This window comes from Roseofilum reptotaenium CS-1145 (assembly GCF_028330985.1).
Classification (GTDB): Bacteria; Cyanobacteriota; Cyanobacteriia; order Cyanobacteriales; family Desertifilaceae; genus Roseofilum; species Roseofilum reptotaenium.
This window is the reverse complement of record NZ_JAQMUE010000051.1, coordinates 1-21,305: the sequence shown is the minus strand read 5'-3', so window position 1 is coordinate 21,305 and position 21,305 is coordinate 1. Positions and strand designations below refer to the sequence as shown.

The following is a 21,305-nucleotide window of genomic DNA, read 5'->3' as shown; positions in this document are numbered from 1 at the left end:
AAACCCCCAAACCGTGAATGTTGAATTCTGGAACTGCTCTAACTCCCATAGAACTGAGGTCAGCCATTGTTCAAAACCCTCTGGTGGTCTCTGCCAATACCAACGTGCGAGAGGCGATCTCGAAAATGAGTGGCGCTCATCTATCGTGCAAAACGACCCGCACTGAACAGACGCAACGAGATCACATGCATTTAGAAGCCCTCTCTAGTTGTGTGCTGGTGGTGGATAATCAAAACGTCACGGGTATCCTTACTGAACGGGATATGGTGCGTTTATTAGCCCAAGACCAACCCCTGGCCTATCTGCGCGTTGAACAGGTCATGAGTCCTTTAGTGATTGCCCTCAAAGAGGACAACTTCACTGACCTATTTTTTGCTATTAATTTGTTCAGACAACACCATATTCGCCATCTCCCCATCCTTGATGCTGAAGAGAACTTGGTGGGATTAGTGACCCATGAAAGTTTACTTCAGATCTCGCGCCCCATGGATCTGTTGCGTCTGCGAGAAGTACAAGAAGTGATGAGTGCCGATGTGATTTGCACGACTCCTGAGGCCTCCCTATTCCAAATTTCCCAGTTAATGGCCAGCCACCAGGTTAGCTCTGTCGTGATGATTCAAACTCGTCACACTACCACGGGTTCTCTAGATGTCCCAGTGGGTATCATTACTGAGCGAGACCTGGTTCAATTTCATAGCTTCTATCCCCATCTGCAAGACTATACGGCTTCTAGCTTAATGAGCAGTCCCATTTTTGCGGTTAAACCCCAAGACTCCCTGTGGGCAGTGCAGAAAATTATGGAGCAATATTTTACTCAGCACGTGGTGGTGACCGGAGTGCAAGGGGAACTATTGGGAATGGTTACCCAAAGCAATCTCTTACAAGCTCTGAATCCCCTAGAAATCTACAAGTTAGTGGAAGTTTTAGAACGTAAAGTTAACCACTTAGAAGCGCAACAGGAACGCGAGAAGGTTGTGGCCGATATTGCCAGGCGGATGGGCCAATCCGTGGATCTGCAAGAAGTTTTAGAGGGGGCTATGGGGGAAATTAGACAGTTGTTCGCGTGCGATCGCGTGGTGGTATGCCAATTTCAAAGTGATGGTCATGGACATATGATTGCCGAATCTGTCGATCCGCGCTGGCCATCAGCCCTGGGACATGCGATCGCACTCTCTTGTTTTCGAGATCAACCTGCGGGAGATAGCTCCTACCCTCTGAAGGGATTAGAACCCTATCAAGTGAAGTCTAATCTGGTTATCCCCGTGATTTTAGACGATCAACCTTGGGGATTGTTAATGACTCATCAATGTAGAGACTATCGAGACTGGACGGAGGACGAGGTTGCTCTTTTAGAAGACATTGGGGTCCAACTGGCGATCGCCATCCAACATGCCAATACGCACCAAAAATTCACTCTAGAACTGAGGGCACGACAACAGGCAGAACGCTTACTGAAGGAAAGTCAGCAACAATACGTGAGTCTCGCGGAAAGCCTTTTTATTGGTATTTTTTGCACAGATAAGGCGAGTAAATACACATATGTTAATCGTCGCTGGTCTATATTAACAAGACTCTCGGAAGCTGATGCCATGGGGGATGGATGGATGCGGCTCCTCTATCCAGACGACCGGGAACGGGTGCTTAGGGCTTGGGTCAACGCCGTCGAAAATCAGTGTGCTTGTGCATTAGAATACCGTCTTCAACGCCCCGATGGCAGTACCTTCTGGGTTTACAGCCAATCTACAATAGAGCGCAATAGTTATGGAGAGGTAATGGGTTATGTGGGAAGCATTACAGATATTAGCGATCGCAAACACATAGAAACCCAACTGCAACAAACCCAACAACAGTATCAAGAAGCACAAAAAAAATCCCAGATAGGAAATTGGCAATTCAATCTACTCAACAATCACTGGTCTTGCTCGGATGAAGTCTTTCGCATCTTTGAGATTACCCCCCAAAATGGTGAACCCTCCTATGAAGACTTTCTCAACCAGATTCACCCAGAAGATCGAGAAAAGGTCAACCAAGCCTACTCTCAACACCTAAAAAATTACCAACCCTACAATATTACGCACCGACTGCTGTTTGCCGATGGGCGGATCAAATATTTGCAAGAACAATGTGAAACCTTTTATGATGCCCAGAATCATCCCATTCTCTCCCAAGGAACGGTACAAGATATTACTGATCTCCGCAATACCCAATTAGAACTACAGCACCTGAACCAAAAACTGGAAGAGCGTGTAGAAGAGCGAACTTTAGCCCTACATAATTTATCGGAGCGCCTAGAGATAGCGGTTTCATCCGCTCAGATCGGGATCTGGGAATGGGATGTGACCCATAATGTTCTCACCTGGGATCGGAGAATGTATAATCTCTATGGTTTAGACCCCTCGAATAGCAGGAATACGGTTGAACTTTGGCAAAATTCCCTCCATCCAGAAGATGCCCCAAAAGCCATCGAAGCTGTGCAAGCAGCCTTGAGGGGAGAAAAACAGTTTAATACTGAATTTCGGATTTTGCATCCTGATGGTACCATGCGCTGGGTATATGCTACGGCGATTGTGGAGCAAGATGGGCAGGGAAAACCCCAACGAATGATCGGTATTAATCGAGATATCACCCAAATCAAAATTGACTCCCAACACCGTCAAGCCTTGATGCAAGAATTGGCAAACTTTAAGTTGGCATTGGATCAAGCGGCGATCGTGGCTATTACTGATGCGAAAGGAGTCATCAATTATGTGAACGATCGCTTCTGTGAAATTTCTGGCTATACCCAAGCCGAAATCTTGGGTCAAACCCACTGCCTGATTAAATCCGGATTCCATCCCCCCGAATTTTTCCAAAACCTGTGGCAAACCATCGCCAAAGGAGAGGTTTGGCGCGCAGAAGTGTGCAACCGAGCCAAAAACGGTCGCCTGTATTGGGTCGATACCACGATTATTCCCTTCCTGGATGCCCGGGGAAAACCCTTTCAATATCTGGCGATTCGGGTTGATATTAGCGATCGCAAACAAGTAGAAATGGCGCTCTCACGCAGTAACCAACTGCTCAATGCCATCAGCACAGCCCAGGCGCAATTTATCACGGCTGGTAATCGGTTAACCATTTTTGAAGGACTCCTTTCTAACTTACTTGAACTGACGAAGAGTGAATATGGTTTTATCGGTGAAGTGCGCTGTCAGGATCAGAACAGTTCTATCCTCCCTTCGACTTCGCTCAGGGAGCAGCAGGATAAGCGTCCTGAATGTAATGAAATCTTGCTAAAAATTCGTGGCGTTCCTTACCTAAAAACCTACAGTATGAGCAATGGGGTTTGGGATCAAGCTACTCCAGAATTGGAGCATATCAATACCCTGTTTGGGGCTGTGGTGATGACCGGAAAACCGGTAATGACCAATAGTCCCAACACCGACCCCCAGCACTGCGGCATTCCCGATGGTCCTCCCCCCGTGAAGACCTTTTTAGGTCTGCCCTTTTACAGTGGATCGACTCTCGTGGGAATGGTGGGGATGGCCAATCGAACCCAGGGCTACGATCGCCAGATCGTAGAAGAATTAGAACCTTTTCTGAGTACCTGTAGTAACCTCATCCAAGGCTATCGCCTACAGCGCAAGCGAGAAGAAACGGAACAGGAAAATGCTCGACAACTGGCCAGCATTGAGGCTGCGGTAGATGGTATTGCCCTTCTGAAGGGAGATTACTACGAATATTTGAACCGTTCCCATGTACAGATGTTTGGCTATGATGGGCCTGAAGAGCTAATCGGCAAGAGCTGGAGAATCTTGTATTCTGAGCAAGAACTAAAACGCTTTGAGGGAGAAATATTTCCCGTACTCCTCGAACAAGGGTCTTGGAGAGGGGAGGCAATAGCCACTCGTAAAGATAGATCGACCTTTAATGAATATCTCTCCCTGACGCTCACGGACGATGGGACACTCATTTGTGTCTGTCAAGATATTACCGATCGCAAACAGGCGCAAGCCCAACTGGAACCCCAGATGGCAGCCATTGAAGCGGCGATCGATGGGATAGCGATTCTCAAAGATGATCGCTATATCTTTATCAACCAAGCTCACCTGAGCCTCTTTAACTTTACTGACCCCCAAGAATTGCTCGGACAAACTTGGCGCAAGCTCTACGCTCCCGAACAAATCCAATTCTTTGAAGAGCAAGTCTTTCCTGTCCTGGACGTGAAACACCAATGGCGAGGCACCACTGTTGCCCTACGGCAAGGTGAACCTTTTGCCCAAGAACTCTCCCTTACTCTCACGGACAATGGGTACTTAATTTGTGTGTGTCGAGATATTAGCGATCGCCAAGCGGCTGAACAACAACTACGACAAACCAACCAAGAACTCGCCCGCGCCACTCAACTCAAAGATGAATTCCTGGCCAACATGAGCCATGAACTTCGCACGCCTCTCAATGCCATCCTGGGAATGACGGAAGGACTGCAAGAGCAAATCTTTGGCGAAATTAATGAACGACAGCTCAAAGCCATACAAACTATTGAGCGTAGTGGTTCCCATCTACTAGAGCTAATTAACGATATTCTGGATGTCGCTAAAATCGAATCGGGCCAAATGGAACTAGAATATGGTCGTGTCCCAGTTGCCCCCCTATGTGCTTCTAGTCTGGCCTTTGTCAAACAACAAGCTCTGAAAAAAGGCATTTTTCTAGAAACCCAGATCGCCAAGAATTTACCCGATCTTTGGGTCGATGAGCGCCGTATTCGCCAAGTATTAATTAACTTGCTCAATAATGCGGTAAAATTCACTCCGGACGGAGGCAAAATTACGCTCAAAGTCGTGAGTCGGCATTCCTTGAGTCAGGAAGAACCCCTTTGTTTTCCGGAAATTCGCAACGTAAATGTATTTTATGCAGAAGGGGAATCCGATCGCCAAGATCCGGGATTCACGATTCATCATTATCTACGCATTGGTATCAGCGATACGGGAATCGGGATTGCGCCAGAAAACTTAGAAAAACTTTTTAAGCCCTTTGTGCAAATCGATAGCGCCTTAAATCGAAAGTATACCGGGACAGGATTGGGCTTAACTTTAGTGAAGCAGATTGTGGAACTTCATGGGGGTAAAGTAGTGGTGAGGAGTAAAGTAGATTGCGGGACTTGTGTCAGTATAGATCTGCCTTGTCTGGAACTGCCCTCTACAGAAGTCAAGCCATTTACAGAAGAGGAGAGTGTTCAAGATGCTCTCGCTTCTACTACGGCGCGATCGCCATTAATCTTGCTTGTCGATGATAACGACGCAAATATTACGACTCTGTCAAGTTACTTAAACGTGAAAGGCTATCAACTGTGCATTGGTAGAAATGGCTTAGAAGGAGTAGCTTTAGCAGCCTCAGAAAAGCCTGATATTATTTTAATGGATATTCAGATGCCGGAAATGGATGGTTTAGAAGCGATCCAGAAAATCCGTCAGGATCTTCAGTTGGTGGATATTCCGATTATTGCCTTAACTGCTTTAGCGATGGAAGGCGATCGCGATCGAACCCTAGAAGCAGGAGCCAATGAATACCTGAGTAAACCGGTTAAACTCAAACAATTAGTTACTCTCATAGAGCAGCTTTTTGTTTAAACCGCCCGAGAGTAGCCCCTTCTACTCCAAGAGTTAATGTCGGCATGAAAGCCCCCAAAATAAAGGGTACTCTTCTTTACAGTATAGAGTATAATGGATAGGGTCCATAGACCCACCCGCGACACAGATATAACAGAGAGCCTTACGTAACGAAATCTAATTTCAACGAGTGGCGTATAGAGCTGTGGTAAACCGGGACAATGAGTATAGGGCAATAATGATGTTAATTCTGGGATCTTGATTAAGGAAGTAGAGCTGGGCAAAGCCTCACTCAGACACGCGACATCTCGATCTAAAAACTAGATGGAGAATCCAGCACTCTACCGTTGGCGAAGCTGTGCTCAAGGCACTAGGCTAGATCAGAGTGGGGAATTGTCACCTAATCTAGACCAGACATAGGGTAAATAAACAGATGAATCAGATCAATGAGTCTTCTATTTTAATTGTTGATGATGAACCCGATAATTTTGATGTTATTGAAACCCTATTGAGTAACCAGGACTACAACCTCTATTATGCTGCCAATGGTCAAGAGGCCCTGACTTCTCTAGAAACCTACAATCCAGGTCTGATTCTCCTGGATGTGATGATGCCTGGAATTGATGGGATTGAAGTTTGTCGGCAGATTAAATCTCTGGCTAAATGGAAAGTTGTCCCCATTATTATGATCACGGCATTAAGTGAAAAATCAGATCTCGCCCGTTGTTTGAATGCAGGAGCAGACGACTTTATCAGCAAACCCGTGAATGGGATGGAACTTCGCGCTCGTATCTCCTCAATGCTCCGAATTAAGCAGCAGTATGACGAGCTAGAAAGCCTGCTCAAATTACGGGAAGATATGGTAAAAATGGTAGTGCATGATTTACGAAACCCTCTAGGGAGTGTGTTATTTGGGTTAGAGCTACTCAGAACCCGAGAGTATAGCCCAGAAAAACAAAAAGATAAACTCGATAGAATCTATCATTCAGCCCAAGCGCTGCAAGTTTTAATTGATGATTTATTGAAAATTTCTCTTTTAGAATCGGGGAAAGTTCGCCTGAACTTACAAGAAATGGATCTAGCTGTCCTGGTGAGTTCAGCCATTTCTAATTTTGAAGAGATCGCTGCTAATAGAAATCAAATCTTAATTACCCTCTACTCAGAAGAACCCAGAAGCGTCATTGCCATTGATGAAGCGATGATGCATCGGGTATTAGATAACTTACTCTCCAATGCCATTAAGTTTTCGCCTGTCGATAGTCAGATTATTATTCACTTAAATGCTCCCATTTCTGGGCCCATTACGTTGGAAGTCCTGGATAAGGGGCCTGGAGTTCCAGAGTCTTTGAAAGAGAAGATTTTTGAGAAATACGAAATTGGCAATATTTTGCCTGATATTTCACAGATTGGATTAGGCCTAGCGTTTTGTAAATTAGTCGTAGAGGCCCATGGGGGGAACATTCAGGTGAGTAACAATAAACCCCATGGCTCAATTTTTAAGATTACGCTCCCGATTAAATATTAAAGATTAACCATTAATAATTAAATTATTACGAGGGACTTGTACTGAATGATAAAGTTTCCTCGTATGGCACTATTGACTGGGTTCAGTTAGTCTATGAGAGCAGAGATAGGACGACTCGCGATCCTGTATTAGCCTCGCAGTGGGTCAACTGGCCCCGACCCAGAGCCATTTTTAATTTTTAATTTTTTTAATTTTTAATTGATATGAGCCATGTTTTTTAATCCGACAATCCTGACTAAACGAGGTGAGGGTTACCGTGCTATTGTCCGGAAACCTCTGGTCGCATCAACCGATACTTTGGTGAAGGAAGCGATCGCTAAAATGAGTACTGTTCATAGTAATTGTAACTTGACTCAAGGCAACCAGAGAGTTGCGGAGAATCCGTATATTCAATCGGTTTCTAGTTGTGTTATTATCACATCAAAGAAAAAAGTTATCGGCATTATCACAGAACAAGATCTAGTGCGCCTATTAGCTCAAGAGCAACCCCTAGACCAACTCACCCTAGGAGCAGTGATGACCCATCCAGTGATTACCTTGAAAGAGGAAGAGTTCATGGATTTATGTGGCGGGATTAATTTACTCAAAGAGCATCACATTCGCCATCTACCGATTGTTGACCCTCAAGAGAACTTGGTTGGATTGGTAACAGATGAGAGTCTGAGGCAACGATCTGGACCCATAGATTTATTGCGCTTGTGTCTGGTACAAGAAGTAATGACACAGAAGGTAATTTGCTCGAGTCCCCAAGATTCCCTCTTGCATATAGCCCAAGTGATGGCCAAGCATTCGATTAGTTGTGTGGTGATTGCCGAGCAAGGATTTCCTGTCGGCATTATCACGGAGCATGATTTGGTGCAATTTCATGCTTTGGGAGTCGATTTAGAACGGGCGATCGCCGAGAAAGTGATGAGTTATCCCGTGTTTACCGTGCAACCAGGAGACTCCCTATTGTCTGTTCAGCAATTGATGCAGAAGTATTCGATTCGGCGTGTCGTCGTCACCTCTTCTGAAGGAAAACTCTGTGGGATTATCACAGAAACGAATCTATTGGAAGCGCTCGATCCTCTAGAACTGTATAAATTAGCTGACGATTTAGAACAAGAAGTCATGCACCTTGAAGCACAGAGGATAGCCTTACTCGAAGCTCGGAATGCTGAATTAGAGCGGGAAAAGTTAATTGCCGATGTTGCCGCTCAGATTCGCTCTTCTCTGAGTTTAGAAACCATTTTGCAAACGACGGTGGAACAGGTTAGACCCTTACTGGAGTCAGATCGGGTGCAGATTTGGCACTTGCAACCCCATGGGGAAGTGCTAGTAGTCGCTGAATCGATTGATCGAGGACAATCCTCTCACTTGGGAGAGAGGATGTTGGGCTGTTGTCCAGAACAAATCAATCAGTCTTATGATCCCGAAGATATTGGAGCGATCGCTGATATTGAGATGATCTCCATTCCAGAGTGTTATCGCCAACAGTTGAGAGATTTGCAGATCCGATCGCAAATCCTCATCCCTCTATATTGTTGTAGCCGTGAATTGTGGGGTTGGCTGAATGTCAGCGAAAGTCTGCAACCCCGGCAATGGAAACCGTCGGAAGTGAAGCTATTGCAAACTTTAGCAGTGCAATTGGAGATTGCCATTCAACAGGCAACCACCCATGAAAAGCTACAACAAGAACTTCGGCAGAAAGAAGAAGCCCAAAATCGTCTGCGCGAAAGTGAGCAACGCTACGCGAGTCTAGCAGAAGCAATTCCTGTGGGTATTTTTCGCACGGATCAATCCGGCAAGTGTATTTATGTCAATAGTAAATGGTCTGCCCTGACGGGAGTTTCCCTAGAGCAAGCTTTGGGAGATCAATGGGTATATGTGATACATCCAGAGGATCGTCCCCGGGTGAGAGATGTTTGGACACAAGCTATGGAAAACCATAGCCCTTGTCAGTTAGAGTACCGCCTGCAACGTGCCGATGGACGTATAATCTGGGTGTATGGACAATCGGTGGTTGAGCGAGATCATACGGGTGAAGTGATGGGTTATGTCGGTAGTATCATTGATATTAGCGATCGCAAATCAGCCGAATTGCGTGTAGAACAAGAAAACCGTTTTTCTGGGCAAATTTTAGATCAAATGGCGGAAGGGTTATGTGTCTGTCATAACATAGACGTATTTCCCTATGTGCGATTTACTGTCTGGAATCAGCAAATAGAACGGATTACTGGCTATAGTTTAGAGGAAGTCAATCGATTAGGCTGGTATCAGAGTTTATATCCTGACCCAGAGATTCAACAGCAGGCGATCGCCCGGATGGAGCGAATGCGAGACGGACATAACCTGATGGCGGAAGAATGGGAAATTGAACATAAAGATGGATCGAAACGAGTAATTGCTATCTCGACCTCTTTACTCCAGAGTGAAGAAGGGACAACCCATGTGTTGGGGCTGATGCAAGATATTACCCAACGAAAACAAGCCCAAAGAGCGTTAGATAATCTGGTGGTTGGAACCGCAGCAACCACAGGAGACAATTTTTTTCCTGCCTTAGTTAAGTATATTAGTGAAGCCCTCAATGTTTCCTATGCTCTAGTGTCAGAAATTGTTGGCAATCGGCTTTCTACTTTAGCCTTTTGGGGGAAAGGTCAATGGCACACCCAATTTAGTTACCCGATCGCGAATACTCCTTGTGAACAAGCTCTTGATCGGGGAGTTTATGTTTGTATTAATGCTGTGAAGGAACATTTTCCTGACGATCCCGATTTAGGAGTGCTAGGTGCTGAAAGCTATTTGGGAATTGCCATCTATAATGCTCAGGGAGAAGCGATCGGTAGCCTTTGTATTTTAGATACCCAACCTCTGCAAAATCCCCAATGGGCAGAACAGATCCTCAGAGTATTTGCAGCGCGTGCAGGGGCAGAACTCGAACGCCAACGAGCCAGTCGCCTGCTCGAAGAACTCAATCAGCAACTGGAAAATAAAGTAATTGAGCGCACTGCTGCCTTGAAGGATCGGGAAGCTCGCTATCGAGCGCTGATGGATGGAGCCGGTGATGCTATTGTCTTAACGGATCGACAGGGTAAAATTCAGGAAGTCAATATTAAGGCACAACAATTATTTGGTTATAGTCGGGAAACCTTCTGTGACATGCACTGGAGTGATGTGTTTCCACCAGAGGCATTATCAGAGATGGAAGAGGCATTTGAGGCGATCGCCAATCAGGACATTGATCAATTATTGGATATAGAGTGCGAATCTGAAACTGGAGATCTCATCCCTGTTGATGTTTCAACTTCTGTCATTACCATCGAAGGAGAAACCTTGATTCAGGGAATTTTCCGAGAGATTACAGCCCGCAAACAAGCCGAGCTAGAACGACAAGAGCTGATTGCTGAGTTATCGACTTTTAAGGAAGCCCTAGATCAATCCGCCCTTGTAGCCATTACTGATGCTCAAGGAATCATTACTTATGTCAATGAGGAATTCTGTTCCCTATCAGGTTACTCACAACAGGAGCTGATCGGCAAAACCCATCGGGTCATTAACTCAGGTTACCATGACACAGCCTTTTTCCAATATCTGTGGGGTACCATTAGCCAGGGGAAAATTTGGAACGGAGAAATTTGTAATCGTGCTAAAAATGGCCAATTATATTGGGTATCGAGCACTATTGTGCCCTTCATTAATGGCCAAGGTAAAGCCTTTCAATATTTAACCATTCGCTTTGATATCACCGCTCGGAAACTAGCTGAACTAGCCTTACAAGAAAGGGAAACCCAATTATTGTTAGCATTAGAGGTCTCTGGGGCGATCGCCTGGCAACAAGATTTACGAACGAAGAGCATATATTTTTCTTCCACTCTTAATCAAGATATGCCGGTAGAAATGGACTACGATCGATCCCTCGCCCTGATTCATCCTGATGATGTTGAGAGGCTCAAGTACGCCAATCAAAAGGCGACTGAGGAAAGAAGTTCTTTCCAAATTGAACATCGAGTCTGTGCCGATCCTAATCTTATCAATCCATTCTGGCATTGGTTTCAAGTGAATGCTACAGTGGTGTGCGATCAAGAGGGACAACCCATCCGCATGATTGGCATGTCTGTAGACATTACCAAACACAAATTAGCGGAACAAGAACTACAAGAAGCTAAAGAAGCTGCCGAATATGCTAATCGTGCCAAAAGTGAATTTTTAGCTTTGATGAGTCATGAGATTCGCACCCCTATGAATGGAGTTTTAGGGCTGACTCATTTGATTCTGAAAACGGATTTAAATGAGGAGCAAAAAGACTATCTGAAAAAGATTCAGAGTTCTGCTCATTCCTTGTTGTCTATCCTCAATGATATCTTGGATTTCTCTAAGATTGAAGCGGGGAAAATGCAGTTAGAATATGCCCCGTTTCAGTTAGAATCGATTTTAGATAACTTGTATAATCTGTTTTCATTTAAGACAAAAGAAAAGGGTTTGGATCTGTTGTTTGAGGTTGATAGTAATGTCCCCAGTTATGTGATAGGAGATGTTCTTCGGTTGAGCCAAGTCTTGATTAATTTTACCAGTAATGCAGTAAAATTTACGGAAAAAGGCTGTGTGATGATTAGCATTGAGACCTTGGCCTTAACGGAAAGGTTGGTCAAACTTAAATTTGAAGTCAATGATACCGGTATTGGTTTAACCTCAGATCAGCTTGATACCTTGTTTGAAGCCTTTACTCAAGCTGATGCGTCCATTAGTCGCAAGTATCAGGGAACTGGGTTAGGATTAGCGATTTGCAAACGTCTGGTGACATTGATGGGAGGTATGATTGAGGTGAAAAGTGAGGTTAATCAAGGGACGACCTTTTCCTTTGAATTGGAATTTCCGTATCTGTGTGCTTTAGGGGATTACTCTCAATCCCTAGAGATTCCTAATTTAGCTGGTTCAAAGGCTTTAGTAGTTGACGATCATCCCTTCTCTAGGGAGATGCTTGTGAAGATCTTACATTCTTTTGGCTTGGAAGCAATGGCAGTGGGTTCTGGAGGGGAAGCGATCGCCTCTTTAGAAGCAGCAAGGGACTTAGCTCCATTTAATCTAGTCTTAATTGATGCTTATATGCCCAACATGAATGGTTTGGAAACCTTAAGACGGATCAAAGCCGATCCCCTTTTGGCGGGTATTGCCCACATGTTAATGGTGACCGCTCATACGGAAGAGCGTATTCTAGAAACGGCTCCCTGGTTAGACCCGAAGGTGTTGGTCACCAAACCCATTAATCGCTCGCAATTATTGGAGACGATTCTTTTGGTTTTAGGGTACAACATCCCTTTTAATCAAAATCTATCGATCGCTTCCTCTTCTGCTTTGGATAAACAACTCAAACAGATCCAGGGCGCTCAGATTTTGTTGGTCGAAGATAATGAGGTGAATGCGTTAATTGCACGGGAACTGTTGCAGAGTGTGGGGCTGAAGGTCGAGTGGGCGATCAATGGTAAAGAGGCAATCTCGAAAGTGCGATCGCACGCTTTTGATCTGATTTTGATGGATATTCGGATGCCTGAAGTTGACGGATTAACCGCCACTAGAGAGATTCGCGCTATGGCAGAGGAAGGGAATTTAGAAACAGAACGGTTTGCGACGGTGCCGATTGTGGCGATGACTGCCCATGCTATGGATGGCGATCGGGCTAAAAGTTTAGCCGCAGGTATGAATGATCATGTCGCAAAACCCGTGAATCCCGAAGCCTTATACTCAGCTCTCCTGCGCTGGATTGCTCCGGGAATGTATACCACACCGGAGGAGAGTCAACAGCAAGTAGAGCATATAGCCCAGCAGGAGAAGGATAAACCCGTTTATCCCTCTGTACCAGGGATTAATGTAGAAGCCGGTTTATCCCGTATGCAAGGAAACTGGCAAGGGTATCAAGGATTACTGAAGTTATTTGATCAGCACTACCAGGACTTTGGCTTACATTTCAAGGGGACAATCAGCCGCCAAGAGTGGTTATCCGCACAAGAGCAGGTTCATGGTTTAAAAGGAGCAGCGGGTAATATTGGAGCTAATCAAGTATATGTCTGGGCAGTGAAGGTCGAAGAGAGGTTAAAGTTAGATCCTATCAATGTTGAACAGTTACAAGCTGATCGGATGGGATTACTCGAAGCCTTAGATCAGGTATTAGAGGGTATTAAACATTTACCAGATACTGTCGAGGAGCAGAAGCAGTGGAACCAGGAGCGCATTGCCCAGTTAATTAGTCAGATTCTCGATTTACTCGATACTGATTTGATTGAGGCGATCTCGTTAGTCGATGATTTGAAACAGGAGGCGATCGATACGCCCTTAGAACCGAAAATTTACCGACTTGAAGAGCGACTCGAAGACTTTGAAATTGAAGAAGCTCACCGCTTATTTGAAGATCTACGCGCCATGCTATAGGAGAGAAACAATTTTCTCCCTTATAGCATAGTGTGCATTTTAACCTTCAGGAGCAGCTTCAGCTTCAGCTTCAGCTTCCGGTGGCGGTGGTGGTGGGAGTTCGGCAGGAAGTAGAGCCTTGATTTCCATTTCTGTCATGAGTTTAGGTGCATTCTGGGCCACTAAATTCCCCCCTTGATACAATACCTCTTGGGAAGATGGATCAACCGTGACTCTCATAGAATCTACCACTAACAAAGGTTGCAGGCGCTCAAGATTGAGTAATACCAAACGAGTCTGATCGAAGGTTCCCGAAAATTGGAGGCGGTAACCCTGGCTTCTGAGCTTACTATCAACTTCTGTCCCCAAGGAGCCATCTTCTACTAATTGTATGCCTTGAGAATCTGGCTCAAACTGCATTAACTCCACCCCCCGCTCCTTAAGAATACGGTTAATATCGAGCAGTAGAGTATCCAGGGCGGCATCATCTGCAAATAAGGTCGTCACATCTTGGCTTTGTTGCTTGGCTAGTTCTTGATCTTCTTGGGCTGCCAGAAGCTGATTTTGCAATTCTTGCTCTTGTCTAACCTGAATTTGTTTATCATTAACCTCGGCTTGCAGTTCCTTATTTTTCTCCATGGCCGGCAGGACTTGGCTATAGGCTAAAAATGCCGCTATTCCTAAACCCACTACACCAATGCCAATACCAATAAATAGATTAATTGGACTGCCGCCTTTACCTTCGTCTTCAGCCCCAACTGTTCCTAAATCTCCTGCTAGTGTCATTATTCTAAAATCCCCTTTTCTCTTAATGTTTCAATCCGACTAACTAAGCCAATTGCTCCTTTACTTTCCAGTTGGGCCATTAATTCTGATGCCCCTTTGTCGGATAGGGGTGTTTCAATGTTAAAGGCCACCACATCTGGCAGGCTAACTTCTAAATCACTACCTTCTGGCACTTCAACTTGAGTATTGTTCGCTTGAAGGTTCGCACGAAGAAGTTTAGTTTTGTCGCCAGCTAAAAAATCGGAGTTTTTCAGCAGCAGCATGAAATCATTGACATCATCATAGCTGCGGGCACTTCCCTGAATTTGTAGCCCTTTGACATTCAGGGTTACGTCTGGGGTTTCTGGAGAGGCATTGGGGTCAGGAAATTGTAACTCAATTTGTTCAACACTACTAATCTGAATGCTTGCCGGAGCGCGATCGCGGATTTCTTGCAGCAGAGCTGACCAGGGTTTAATCTGGTTAAACACTGTTGCCAGGGCCAGGGTTTGGGCGCGGATCGCCTCAGTTTGGGTTTGTATTGACCCAATTTCCTGGGTTTTCGCTTCTTGTTGTTCAATATTAGCGTTAATCCCATCTAATTGAGCTTGCAGATCGGCATTTTGCGGGTCAATAACGAATAGTTTCACCCCCAAGGTTCCACCCACAGCGGCTGCTCCTACAACCAAACCGGCGATAATGGGAATTGCATTCGTGGGACTAGCGCTACTGCCTCCCCCTCCTTTTGGGTTGGTTGCGGGAGTCTCTAAATATCCAGGTCTATCCTTAAGAAAATTAATATCGAGTCCATACATGGGTGTTTTCCTCTATATCACATATCGTAAGCCTAGGCCCAAGGCGATACCCAATCCAGGCCGTTGGGCAGGGGGGATTTCCTGGTCTATTTCCAACGACAGGGCTTCAATGGGATCGACTTGGGATGTGGGAACACTGAGCCTTTGAGTTAAAAATTCATCTAATTGACCAATCCCCGCCCCACTCCCGGCGAGCAGGAGTTGGGCGACTTCTTGGTTTTCCCCTTGGTTTACATAAAAGTCAATGGATCGGCGCAGTTCATCGGCCAATTCTCCCAATACTCTTACCATAGCAGCCGCGCCAGGGTTGGAGCCAGTCATACCGGTTTGTACACTATCTACGGGAGTTAGGGGAATGGTCATTCCTTGGAGAATTTCGGGGTTCCGGGATGGGGGCAGGTTCATCGCTTGACAGAGGGCATTTTGGATCTGGCTGGTGCCGATGGGAACGGTACGGGAAAATTGGGGTACTCCATCAACAACGATCGCAATTTCTGTGCCTTCAAATTCTATATTAGCGATCGCCACAGCTTCCCCTAGGGCAAAGTGTCGCAATTCTTCGCGAATGGTACGAATCAGAGAAAAGCTACTAATTTCTAAGACATCCAGACGTAACCCAGCCTGTTCAAAGGTATTAATATAATTATCGGTGACCTCTTTGCGCGTCGCTACTAATAAAACCCGGACTTTTTCAATACCATCATCATCGACCATCAGATCGAGTTTCTGGTAATCTACATCTGCTTCTTCTCGCGGGAAAGGCAGGTATAATCCGGCTTCCTGGTTTAGTACCATTTCCCGCAGTTCATTATCATCTAACTCAGCCGGGACAGGGATCAGGCGGGTTACTGCTTCTCGTCCAGATACCGCAGAAGCGGCATTTTTTACGGTAATTTTATTTTCCTCTAGACAGCTTTGAATCAGTTCTGCCATCGCGGGAGCATCTAAAATCTGTCCATCTTCATAGATACCTTCTGGCACTTCTATGGAGTGGAAGGATTGAAGTTTGTATGCTTGACCCTTTTTCAGGACTTGAACAATATTAATCTGTTCTGGAGTCAGTTCAACTCCAATCCCTTTTGGCCGTTTAGATAATAAACCTTTGAGGTTGTCAAGAAGATTCACAGCAGTAGCTTCCGTTCTGAAAAACTTTAGACCAACTATGACAGACTTAGACTAAGCTGTACATAGTTGATGATCTAAACATTTAGTCAACAGTCCTGAACCTAATCTGGAGTCGGGCGATCGCCTCTTGATTCAAGAAGAGGTTTGTAATATTCCTGTTATAGCTTAAATTGTGGCTTAATGTATCGGTCAATTGATTATTGAGCTTGGATGCTTGATAATTAGAGCTTCTCCTATTTAGGTTGGTGTATGATGTTTTCTCTTCGTCGCAAGTCGTTTTGGGTATGGATGGCGATCGCCTTTTGTCTGACTTGGCTGATTAGTTGTAGCACACCCCAACCCAAGGATTCTGCTTCCGGGGAAGTGGAGTTTTGGACGATGCAATTACAACCTAAGTTTACGGATTATTTCAATGATTTGATTGCCGAGTTTGAGGCTGAAAATCCAGGAATAACGATTCGTTGGGTGGATGTACCTTGGGCAGCCATGGAGAGTAAAATTTTAACGGCTGTGGCAGCACAAACGGCTCCAGATGTAGTGAATCTGAATCCCAATTTTGCTTCTACGTTGGCGGCTCGTCAAGCATGGTTGCCCCTGGAGGAGCGTATTAGTGAGGGCGATCGCTCTCTCTATTTACCGGGTATTTGGAAAGCCAATACCCTCAACGAGATGACGTTCGGTTTACCTTGGTATCTCACTACCCGCATCACTCTACATAATCAATCCATTTTACAGGCAGCGGGCATTACGGAGCCTCCGAAAACTTATGCCGAATTGGCACAAGTCGCCCAACAGGTGAAAGAAAAAACTGGGAAATTCGCCTTTTTTGTCACCTTTGTCCCTGAAGATTCCTCGGAAGTCCTAGAGTCCATGGTACAAATGGGGGTGACGTTAGTGGATGAGGAAGGCAAAGCTGCGTTTAATACCCCAGAAGGTAAAGCCGCCTTTCAATATTGGGTTGATTTATACCAAAAAGGCTGGTTACCCAGGGAAGTGCTAACCCAGGGACATCGGCGAGCCATTGAATTATACCAAGCTGGCGAAGTGGCACTATTATTCTCTGGCCCAGAATTTATGAATGCGATCTCCACCAACGCTCCCACTATTGCCGAAGTCACCCAAAGTTCTCCCCAAATCACCGGAAATACCGGTAAAATCAACGTTGCCGTCATGAACGTAGTCATCCCTCGTCAAACCGATCAACCCGAAAACGCCCTCAAATTTGCCCTCTTCGTCACCAACCCTGAAAACCAACTGGCCTTTATCCAAGCAGCCAATGTCTTGCCCTCTACCATAGAATCCGTACAAGAGTATCAAAGCGAACTCAAATCAACTCCCCAGTCCACTCCCGTAGAAATTGCCCGCTTAATCAGCTCCCAACAATTAGACTCGGCAGAAGTTTTGATTCCCGCGATGAAAGGATTAACTGAATTAAAAGGAGCCATTTACGACAACCTACAAGCCGCTATGTTAGATGAAAAAACAGTCGATCGAGCAATATCAGATGCCGCAGAAACCTGGAATAGTATGAGTTTTTAATCATTGGCTCTCAGAGTGACAGTCGGCGAACAAAAGAGTTCTCTTAAGATGGGATATAATAATCCTACAAAGTTTACCGAGGAAAATCCATGAATATTTTGCTGATGGGATATTATGGACAGAGGAATATTGGAGATGATTTATTTGTCAAGCAACTCAGCAACTATTTTTCCCGTCGATCTGATGTCGTTAATATCTTCATTCTCTGCAAAGAAGAGTATTACCCTAAAAACAGTGAAAAAGTTACTTTTTATTGTGAGGAAAAGTTATCGAAGTTACAAAAACTTCTCTTAATTCTCAAGAGCGATCGAATTTTTTGGGGAGGGGGGACGCTTAATATTCGAGATCGTCCAACGAATTTGTTGAGAATCCAGTTCTTATCTAGACTCATGGGGAAAAAGTTTGGCTTTCTGGGAATTGGTTTAGAAGCTGTTGATGCGGAAGTCCAAGAGGAAAGCTATGATATTTTCCAAAAATCATCTCTTTTGTATCTGCGCGATCGGTCATCGTATGATATAGCCTCTAATTACTTTGAAAACAAAGAGGCGATTTCCCTAGGTGGAGATTTAGCGTTTATTGATTTAAATATTTACCACAATTATATTCAATCTAAAACCAATAATAAACTTCAAAACATTTCATTTTCTGGTAAATTTTGGTGGGGAGAGGGTAGAGGAGAGTTTTATGCGAATCAACTTTTACCTGTAATTGAAAAATACAATTCAGTGATTCATTTACTCCCCGGTCATGTGGGAACAGAAAGAAATGATAATCAATTCCATGAACGGTTAAAGAAATATCTGCCCCAGCAGAACTATCAATTACATTCCTGGGAAGAGCCAGAAGAGTTTATCGAGATTCTCAGTACCATGGATTTTCATTTCGGAAATCGGTTGCATTCGATTATTTTAGCTGACATTTTAGGTGTTCCTAATATAGGCATTGATAGAGTTGGCTCTAAAATTGGAAACTACATAGAAAAAACGAATTTGCTGGTTGAGGAGAGAAGGGTTGATTTCATGGAAGAAATTGGACTAGATCGAATAGAGCGAATCTTGAATCAATATGTTCGACCTGCTCAATTTATCTCCCATGAATCAGAACAGGCAAAAAACTGTTTAGAAAAAGTATAAATCGATAGCTTTTAATCCCACTCAATCAGCAAACAATTTCAAAAACTTTTTCCAGGGATCTAAAATTTTGATTATCGGTTTCGACTGGAATTAAATCGCTAACTTTATCGAGTGGATCGATTTTTTTAAAAACCTCATCAACACATCCTTCCACAAACCGTAAGCGTTCTACTTCTGTAAAATCGTCTCGATCGATGATAATTCCTGCTTTGTCAATTTGACGTTTTTTTACACTATTGGATAAACTATTAAGAGCCTTAACTAACTTTTTTTCATCAAGTCCTTCTAAACATTCATAGTCATCAATAGAGATCGGGTTATCAACCTGAATCCGGTTGAGGTTCATGATATCAATTAACTTTTCGATAAAAATTTTATCATTTTTACTTTCAACAATTAACAGATTACCCATGATAATGTGACTATTCTCCTCTCACCGGTTTATTCCGTTCTAGCTCATATTCTAAAACATCTGTATCTCTAGTAATTGCGACAATATTATCTGTTCTCGGATCGTGAGCCAATTCAATATAAGCACCTCGATCTGGAAATTCATCTCCTGCTTGCTTAAACGCTTGAATCATTTCTAAACTGTGAGTCGTAGCAAAAATCATAGTATTTAACTGGTTCGACAAATGAAACAAAGCTTGCCAAACCTTTTGTTGATTGGTGTGATGAATCCCGTTTTCAATTTCATCTATAAATAAAACAGGGTTTTCTTGACTGAGTAATTCCAAGGCAATCACAGTTGTCCGATATATCGCATCCCCAAACAAAGTAATCGGTAATCCTCTTTTTTGCGTTTTCGTTTGCACATACAAGGTTGGCTCAATATGGGAATAGGTGCGTAAACCTTCAATCGATTCATCAAGGGTTTGCAGTAGTTGCAAGACTTCTTTACCTTTCCCATCAAAATCAATTCGGTCATATTTCCGAGCAATCTGTTCATTTGACAGATAATAATATGAAGAAAGAAACGGAATAGGTTCTTGATGATTAAAATCCGGTGAAAATAATCCTCTAGTATTGGCAACTATATATCTTTTCGATGGCTGGTATTTGTTATGAATTCGTTGTATTTCGAGCGTTGATTTAGGGTTAGTTTCTTGAAGTAAACTGACCATTTTTTTTGCAATGTTTGTACCTTCAATATCTTCAAAAAAAGTTTCAAAAACACCTATTTGGATTGCATCGCGAACCGAAATAACTATGTTTTGATTGTCACCATTGAAACATCCATCAAGAAATATACTATCCGTGTCATTTTCTCCATGAAACAGATTTTTCCAAGCATCTTTTGGGCGCTTTGTTAGCTCCTCATCAGATTCTTTCCTGACTTCTTTTAGACAAGAAATGCTTGATGGATTAGGATGAAAGTAAAGGGATAAAGCTTCTAATAATGTGGTTTTACCAATATTATTTTGACCGCCGATCAAATTGACTCTCTTAAATCCTTTAACTTCCAAGTCTTTGAAGCAACGAAAATTTTGTATTCTGATCCTTTGTTCTTGATCCATAAAAACCTCTATAAGCTTATATTCAGATTACTTTTTAATCGATAGGGCTTGTTCAACCACCTGGGGATAGCAGATTTTTACCCATTCGGGAAAGGCGAGGTGGGGTGTTTCTGTGAGTTGGCGCGAGAGGAGTTCGATAATATCATCGACTTCGTTGATTAAGTCAAAGACGAAAATATTAGCTGCCATAGTTTGATTTAAGTTGAAGTCTAGGGTGAGAAAATGTTCAATATTAATGTCTTCTCCTAAGCCTAAAACGATTACTTTTGCTTGACTGTGGTGATCGATATGCTGGCAGAGGGTTTTCAGATGTTCGATAAATCGCTCTTCATCGTCAAATTGACCATCGGTATAGATGATAAAAAAGGCTCCGTTAGGGATAGGATGGGGTTGAGAGATCCAGCTATTAATGGAGTGTTCGAGGGTGGGTGTAATAAAGGTTTTGGTTTTGGGTTGATTTTCGATAAAGAGTTTGTGAATATTGGATGGATCGGTGATGGAGATTGGGGAGGGAGGAGTGCGCTGACGACTGAAAAAGTGGAGAGTGAGGCGATCGCAGATCCCTTGCTCTTCCTGACGATACGCTAAAATAGCCGCACAATGTCCTTCGACAATTTCTGCTAAGTATTCATATCGAGTTTGCTTCCCAGTATCTGCATCTTTCCGCACCATGGAACCACTTTGATCGACAAGGATATAAACCTCTCGGTTGCAGAGTGGATAAGGGCTAGAGTTAGATGAAATCTGGGGCGTTGTCACCCAGTCGGGTTGGTATTGATGAAACAGGGCAATTAATTCCGGGCGTTTCGAGGTGCGATCGTCGGGAAACTCACTATCAATGCCAAAAGCGCGACAGAGGTTTTCGATATGCTTGCGAACGGTGGAGGTTTCGATATGCAGGGAGTGGGCGATCGCGCGAT

The 21,305-nt window shown here is 44.0% G+C and carries 11 protein-coding genes; 5 read left to right on the top strand and 6 right to left on the bottom strand.

All coding sequences use genetic code 11. The annotated features are described in order from the left end of the window. The first annotated feature begins 17 nt into the window (after positions 1-17). The 3 genes from PN466_RS08365 (at position 18) to PN466_RS08355 (ending at position 13,512) form a co-directional block, all read left to right on the top strand. Positions 18-5,606, top strand: a complete 5,589-nt coding sequence (locus tag PN466_RS08365) for a PAS domain-containing protein (protein WP_271938615.1) — start codon at positions 18-20, stop codon at positions 5,604-5,606. Positions 5,607-6,027: 421 nt separating this feature from the next. After that, positions 6,028-7,110, top strand: a complete 1,083-nt coding sequence (locus tag PN466_RS08360) for a hybrid sensor histidine kinase/response regulator (protein ID WP_271938652.1) — start codon at positions 6,028-6,030, stop codon at positions 7,108-7,110. A gap of 210 nt (positions 7,111-7,320) precedes the next feature. Then, positions 7,321-13,512: a PAS domain S-box protein gene (locus tag PN466_RS08355; RefSeq protein ID WP_271938614.1), complete on the top strand. Its 6,192-nt coding sequence runs from the start codon at positions 7,321-7,323 to the stop codon at positions 13,510-13,512. Positions 13,513-13,551: 39 nt separating this feature from the next. Here the strand turns inward: PN466_RS08355 and PN466_RS08350 are convergent, their stop codons facing one another. The 3 genes from PN466_RS08350 to pilM are packed head-to-tail and all read right to left on the bottom strand — an operon-like array spanning position 13,552 to position 16,196. Next, positions 13,552-14,277: a hypothetical protein gene (locus tag PN466_RS08350; protein WP_271938613.1), complete on the bottom strand. Its 726-nt coding sequence runs from the start codon at positions 14,275-14,277 to the stop codon at positions 13,552-13,554. After that, positions 14,277-15,071, bottom strand: coding sequence for a PilN domain-containing protein (locus PN466_RS08345; protein WP_271938612.1), 795 nt, complete (start codon positions 15,069-15,071; stop codon positions 14,277-14,279). Before PN466_RS08345 ends, PN466_RS08350 begins: the two co-directional genes overlap by 1 nt. Positions 15,072-15,083: 12 nt before the next feature. Beyond that, on the bottom strand, positions 15,084-16,196 hold the full coding sequence (gene pilM / locus PN466_RS08340; RefSeq protein ID WP_271938611.1) for a type IV pilus assembly protein PilM: 1,113 nt from the start codon (positions 16,194-16,196) through the stop codon (positions 15,084-15,086). Positions 16,197-16,448: 252 nt separating this feature from the next. Between pilM and PN466_RS08335 the strand changes: the two genes are divergently transcribed. Together PN466_RS08335 and PN466_RS08330 are read left to right on the top strand one after the other, a co-directional pair. Beyond that, on the top strand, positions 16,449-17,735 hold the full coding sequence (locus PN466_RS08335) for an ABC transporter substrate-binding protein (RefSeq protein WP_271938650.1): 1,287 nt from the start codon (positions 16,449-16,451) through the stop codon (positions 17,733-17,735). An 89-nt stretch (positions 17,736-17,824) separates the two neighbouring features. Beyond that, complete coding sequence (locus tag PN466_RS08330; protein WP_271938610.1) at positions 17,825-18,868, top strand: polysaccharide pyruvyl transferase family protein; 1,044 nt, start codon at positions 17,825-17,827, stop codon at positions 18,866-18,868. Positions 18,869-18,893: 25 nt separating this feature from the next. Here PN466_RS08330 and PN466_RS08325 read toward each other — a convergent pair whose 3' ends face one another. The 3 genes from PN466_RS08325 to PN466_RS08315 all read right to left on the bottom strand — a co-directional run. Further along, entirely contained in the window at positions 18,894-19,280 is a 387-nt protein-coding gene (locus PN466_RS08325; RefSeq protein ID WP_271938608.1) for a DUF3226 domain-containing protein, read from the bottom strand. A 10-nt stretch (positions 19,281-19,290) separates the two neighbouring features. Further along, positions 19,291-20,385, bottom strand: a complete 1,095-nt coding sequence (locus PN466_RS08320; protein ID WP_271938607.1) for an AAA family ATPase — start codon at positions 20,383-20,385, stop codon at positions 19,291-19,293. Positions 20,386-20,412: 27 nt separating this feature from the next. Next, positions 20,413-21,305, bottom strand: an 893-nt coding sequence (locus PN466_RS08315; protein ID WP_271938606.1) for an RNA polymerase subunit sigma-70, incomplete at its 5' end; no start/stop codon positions are given.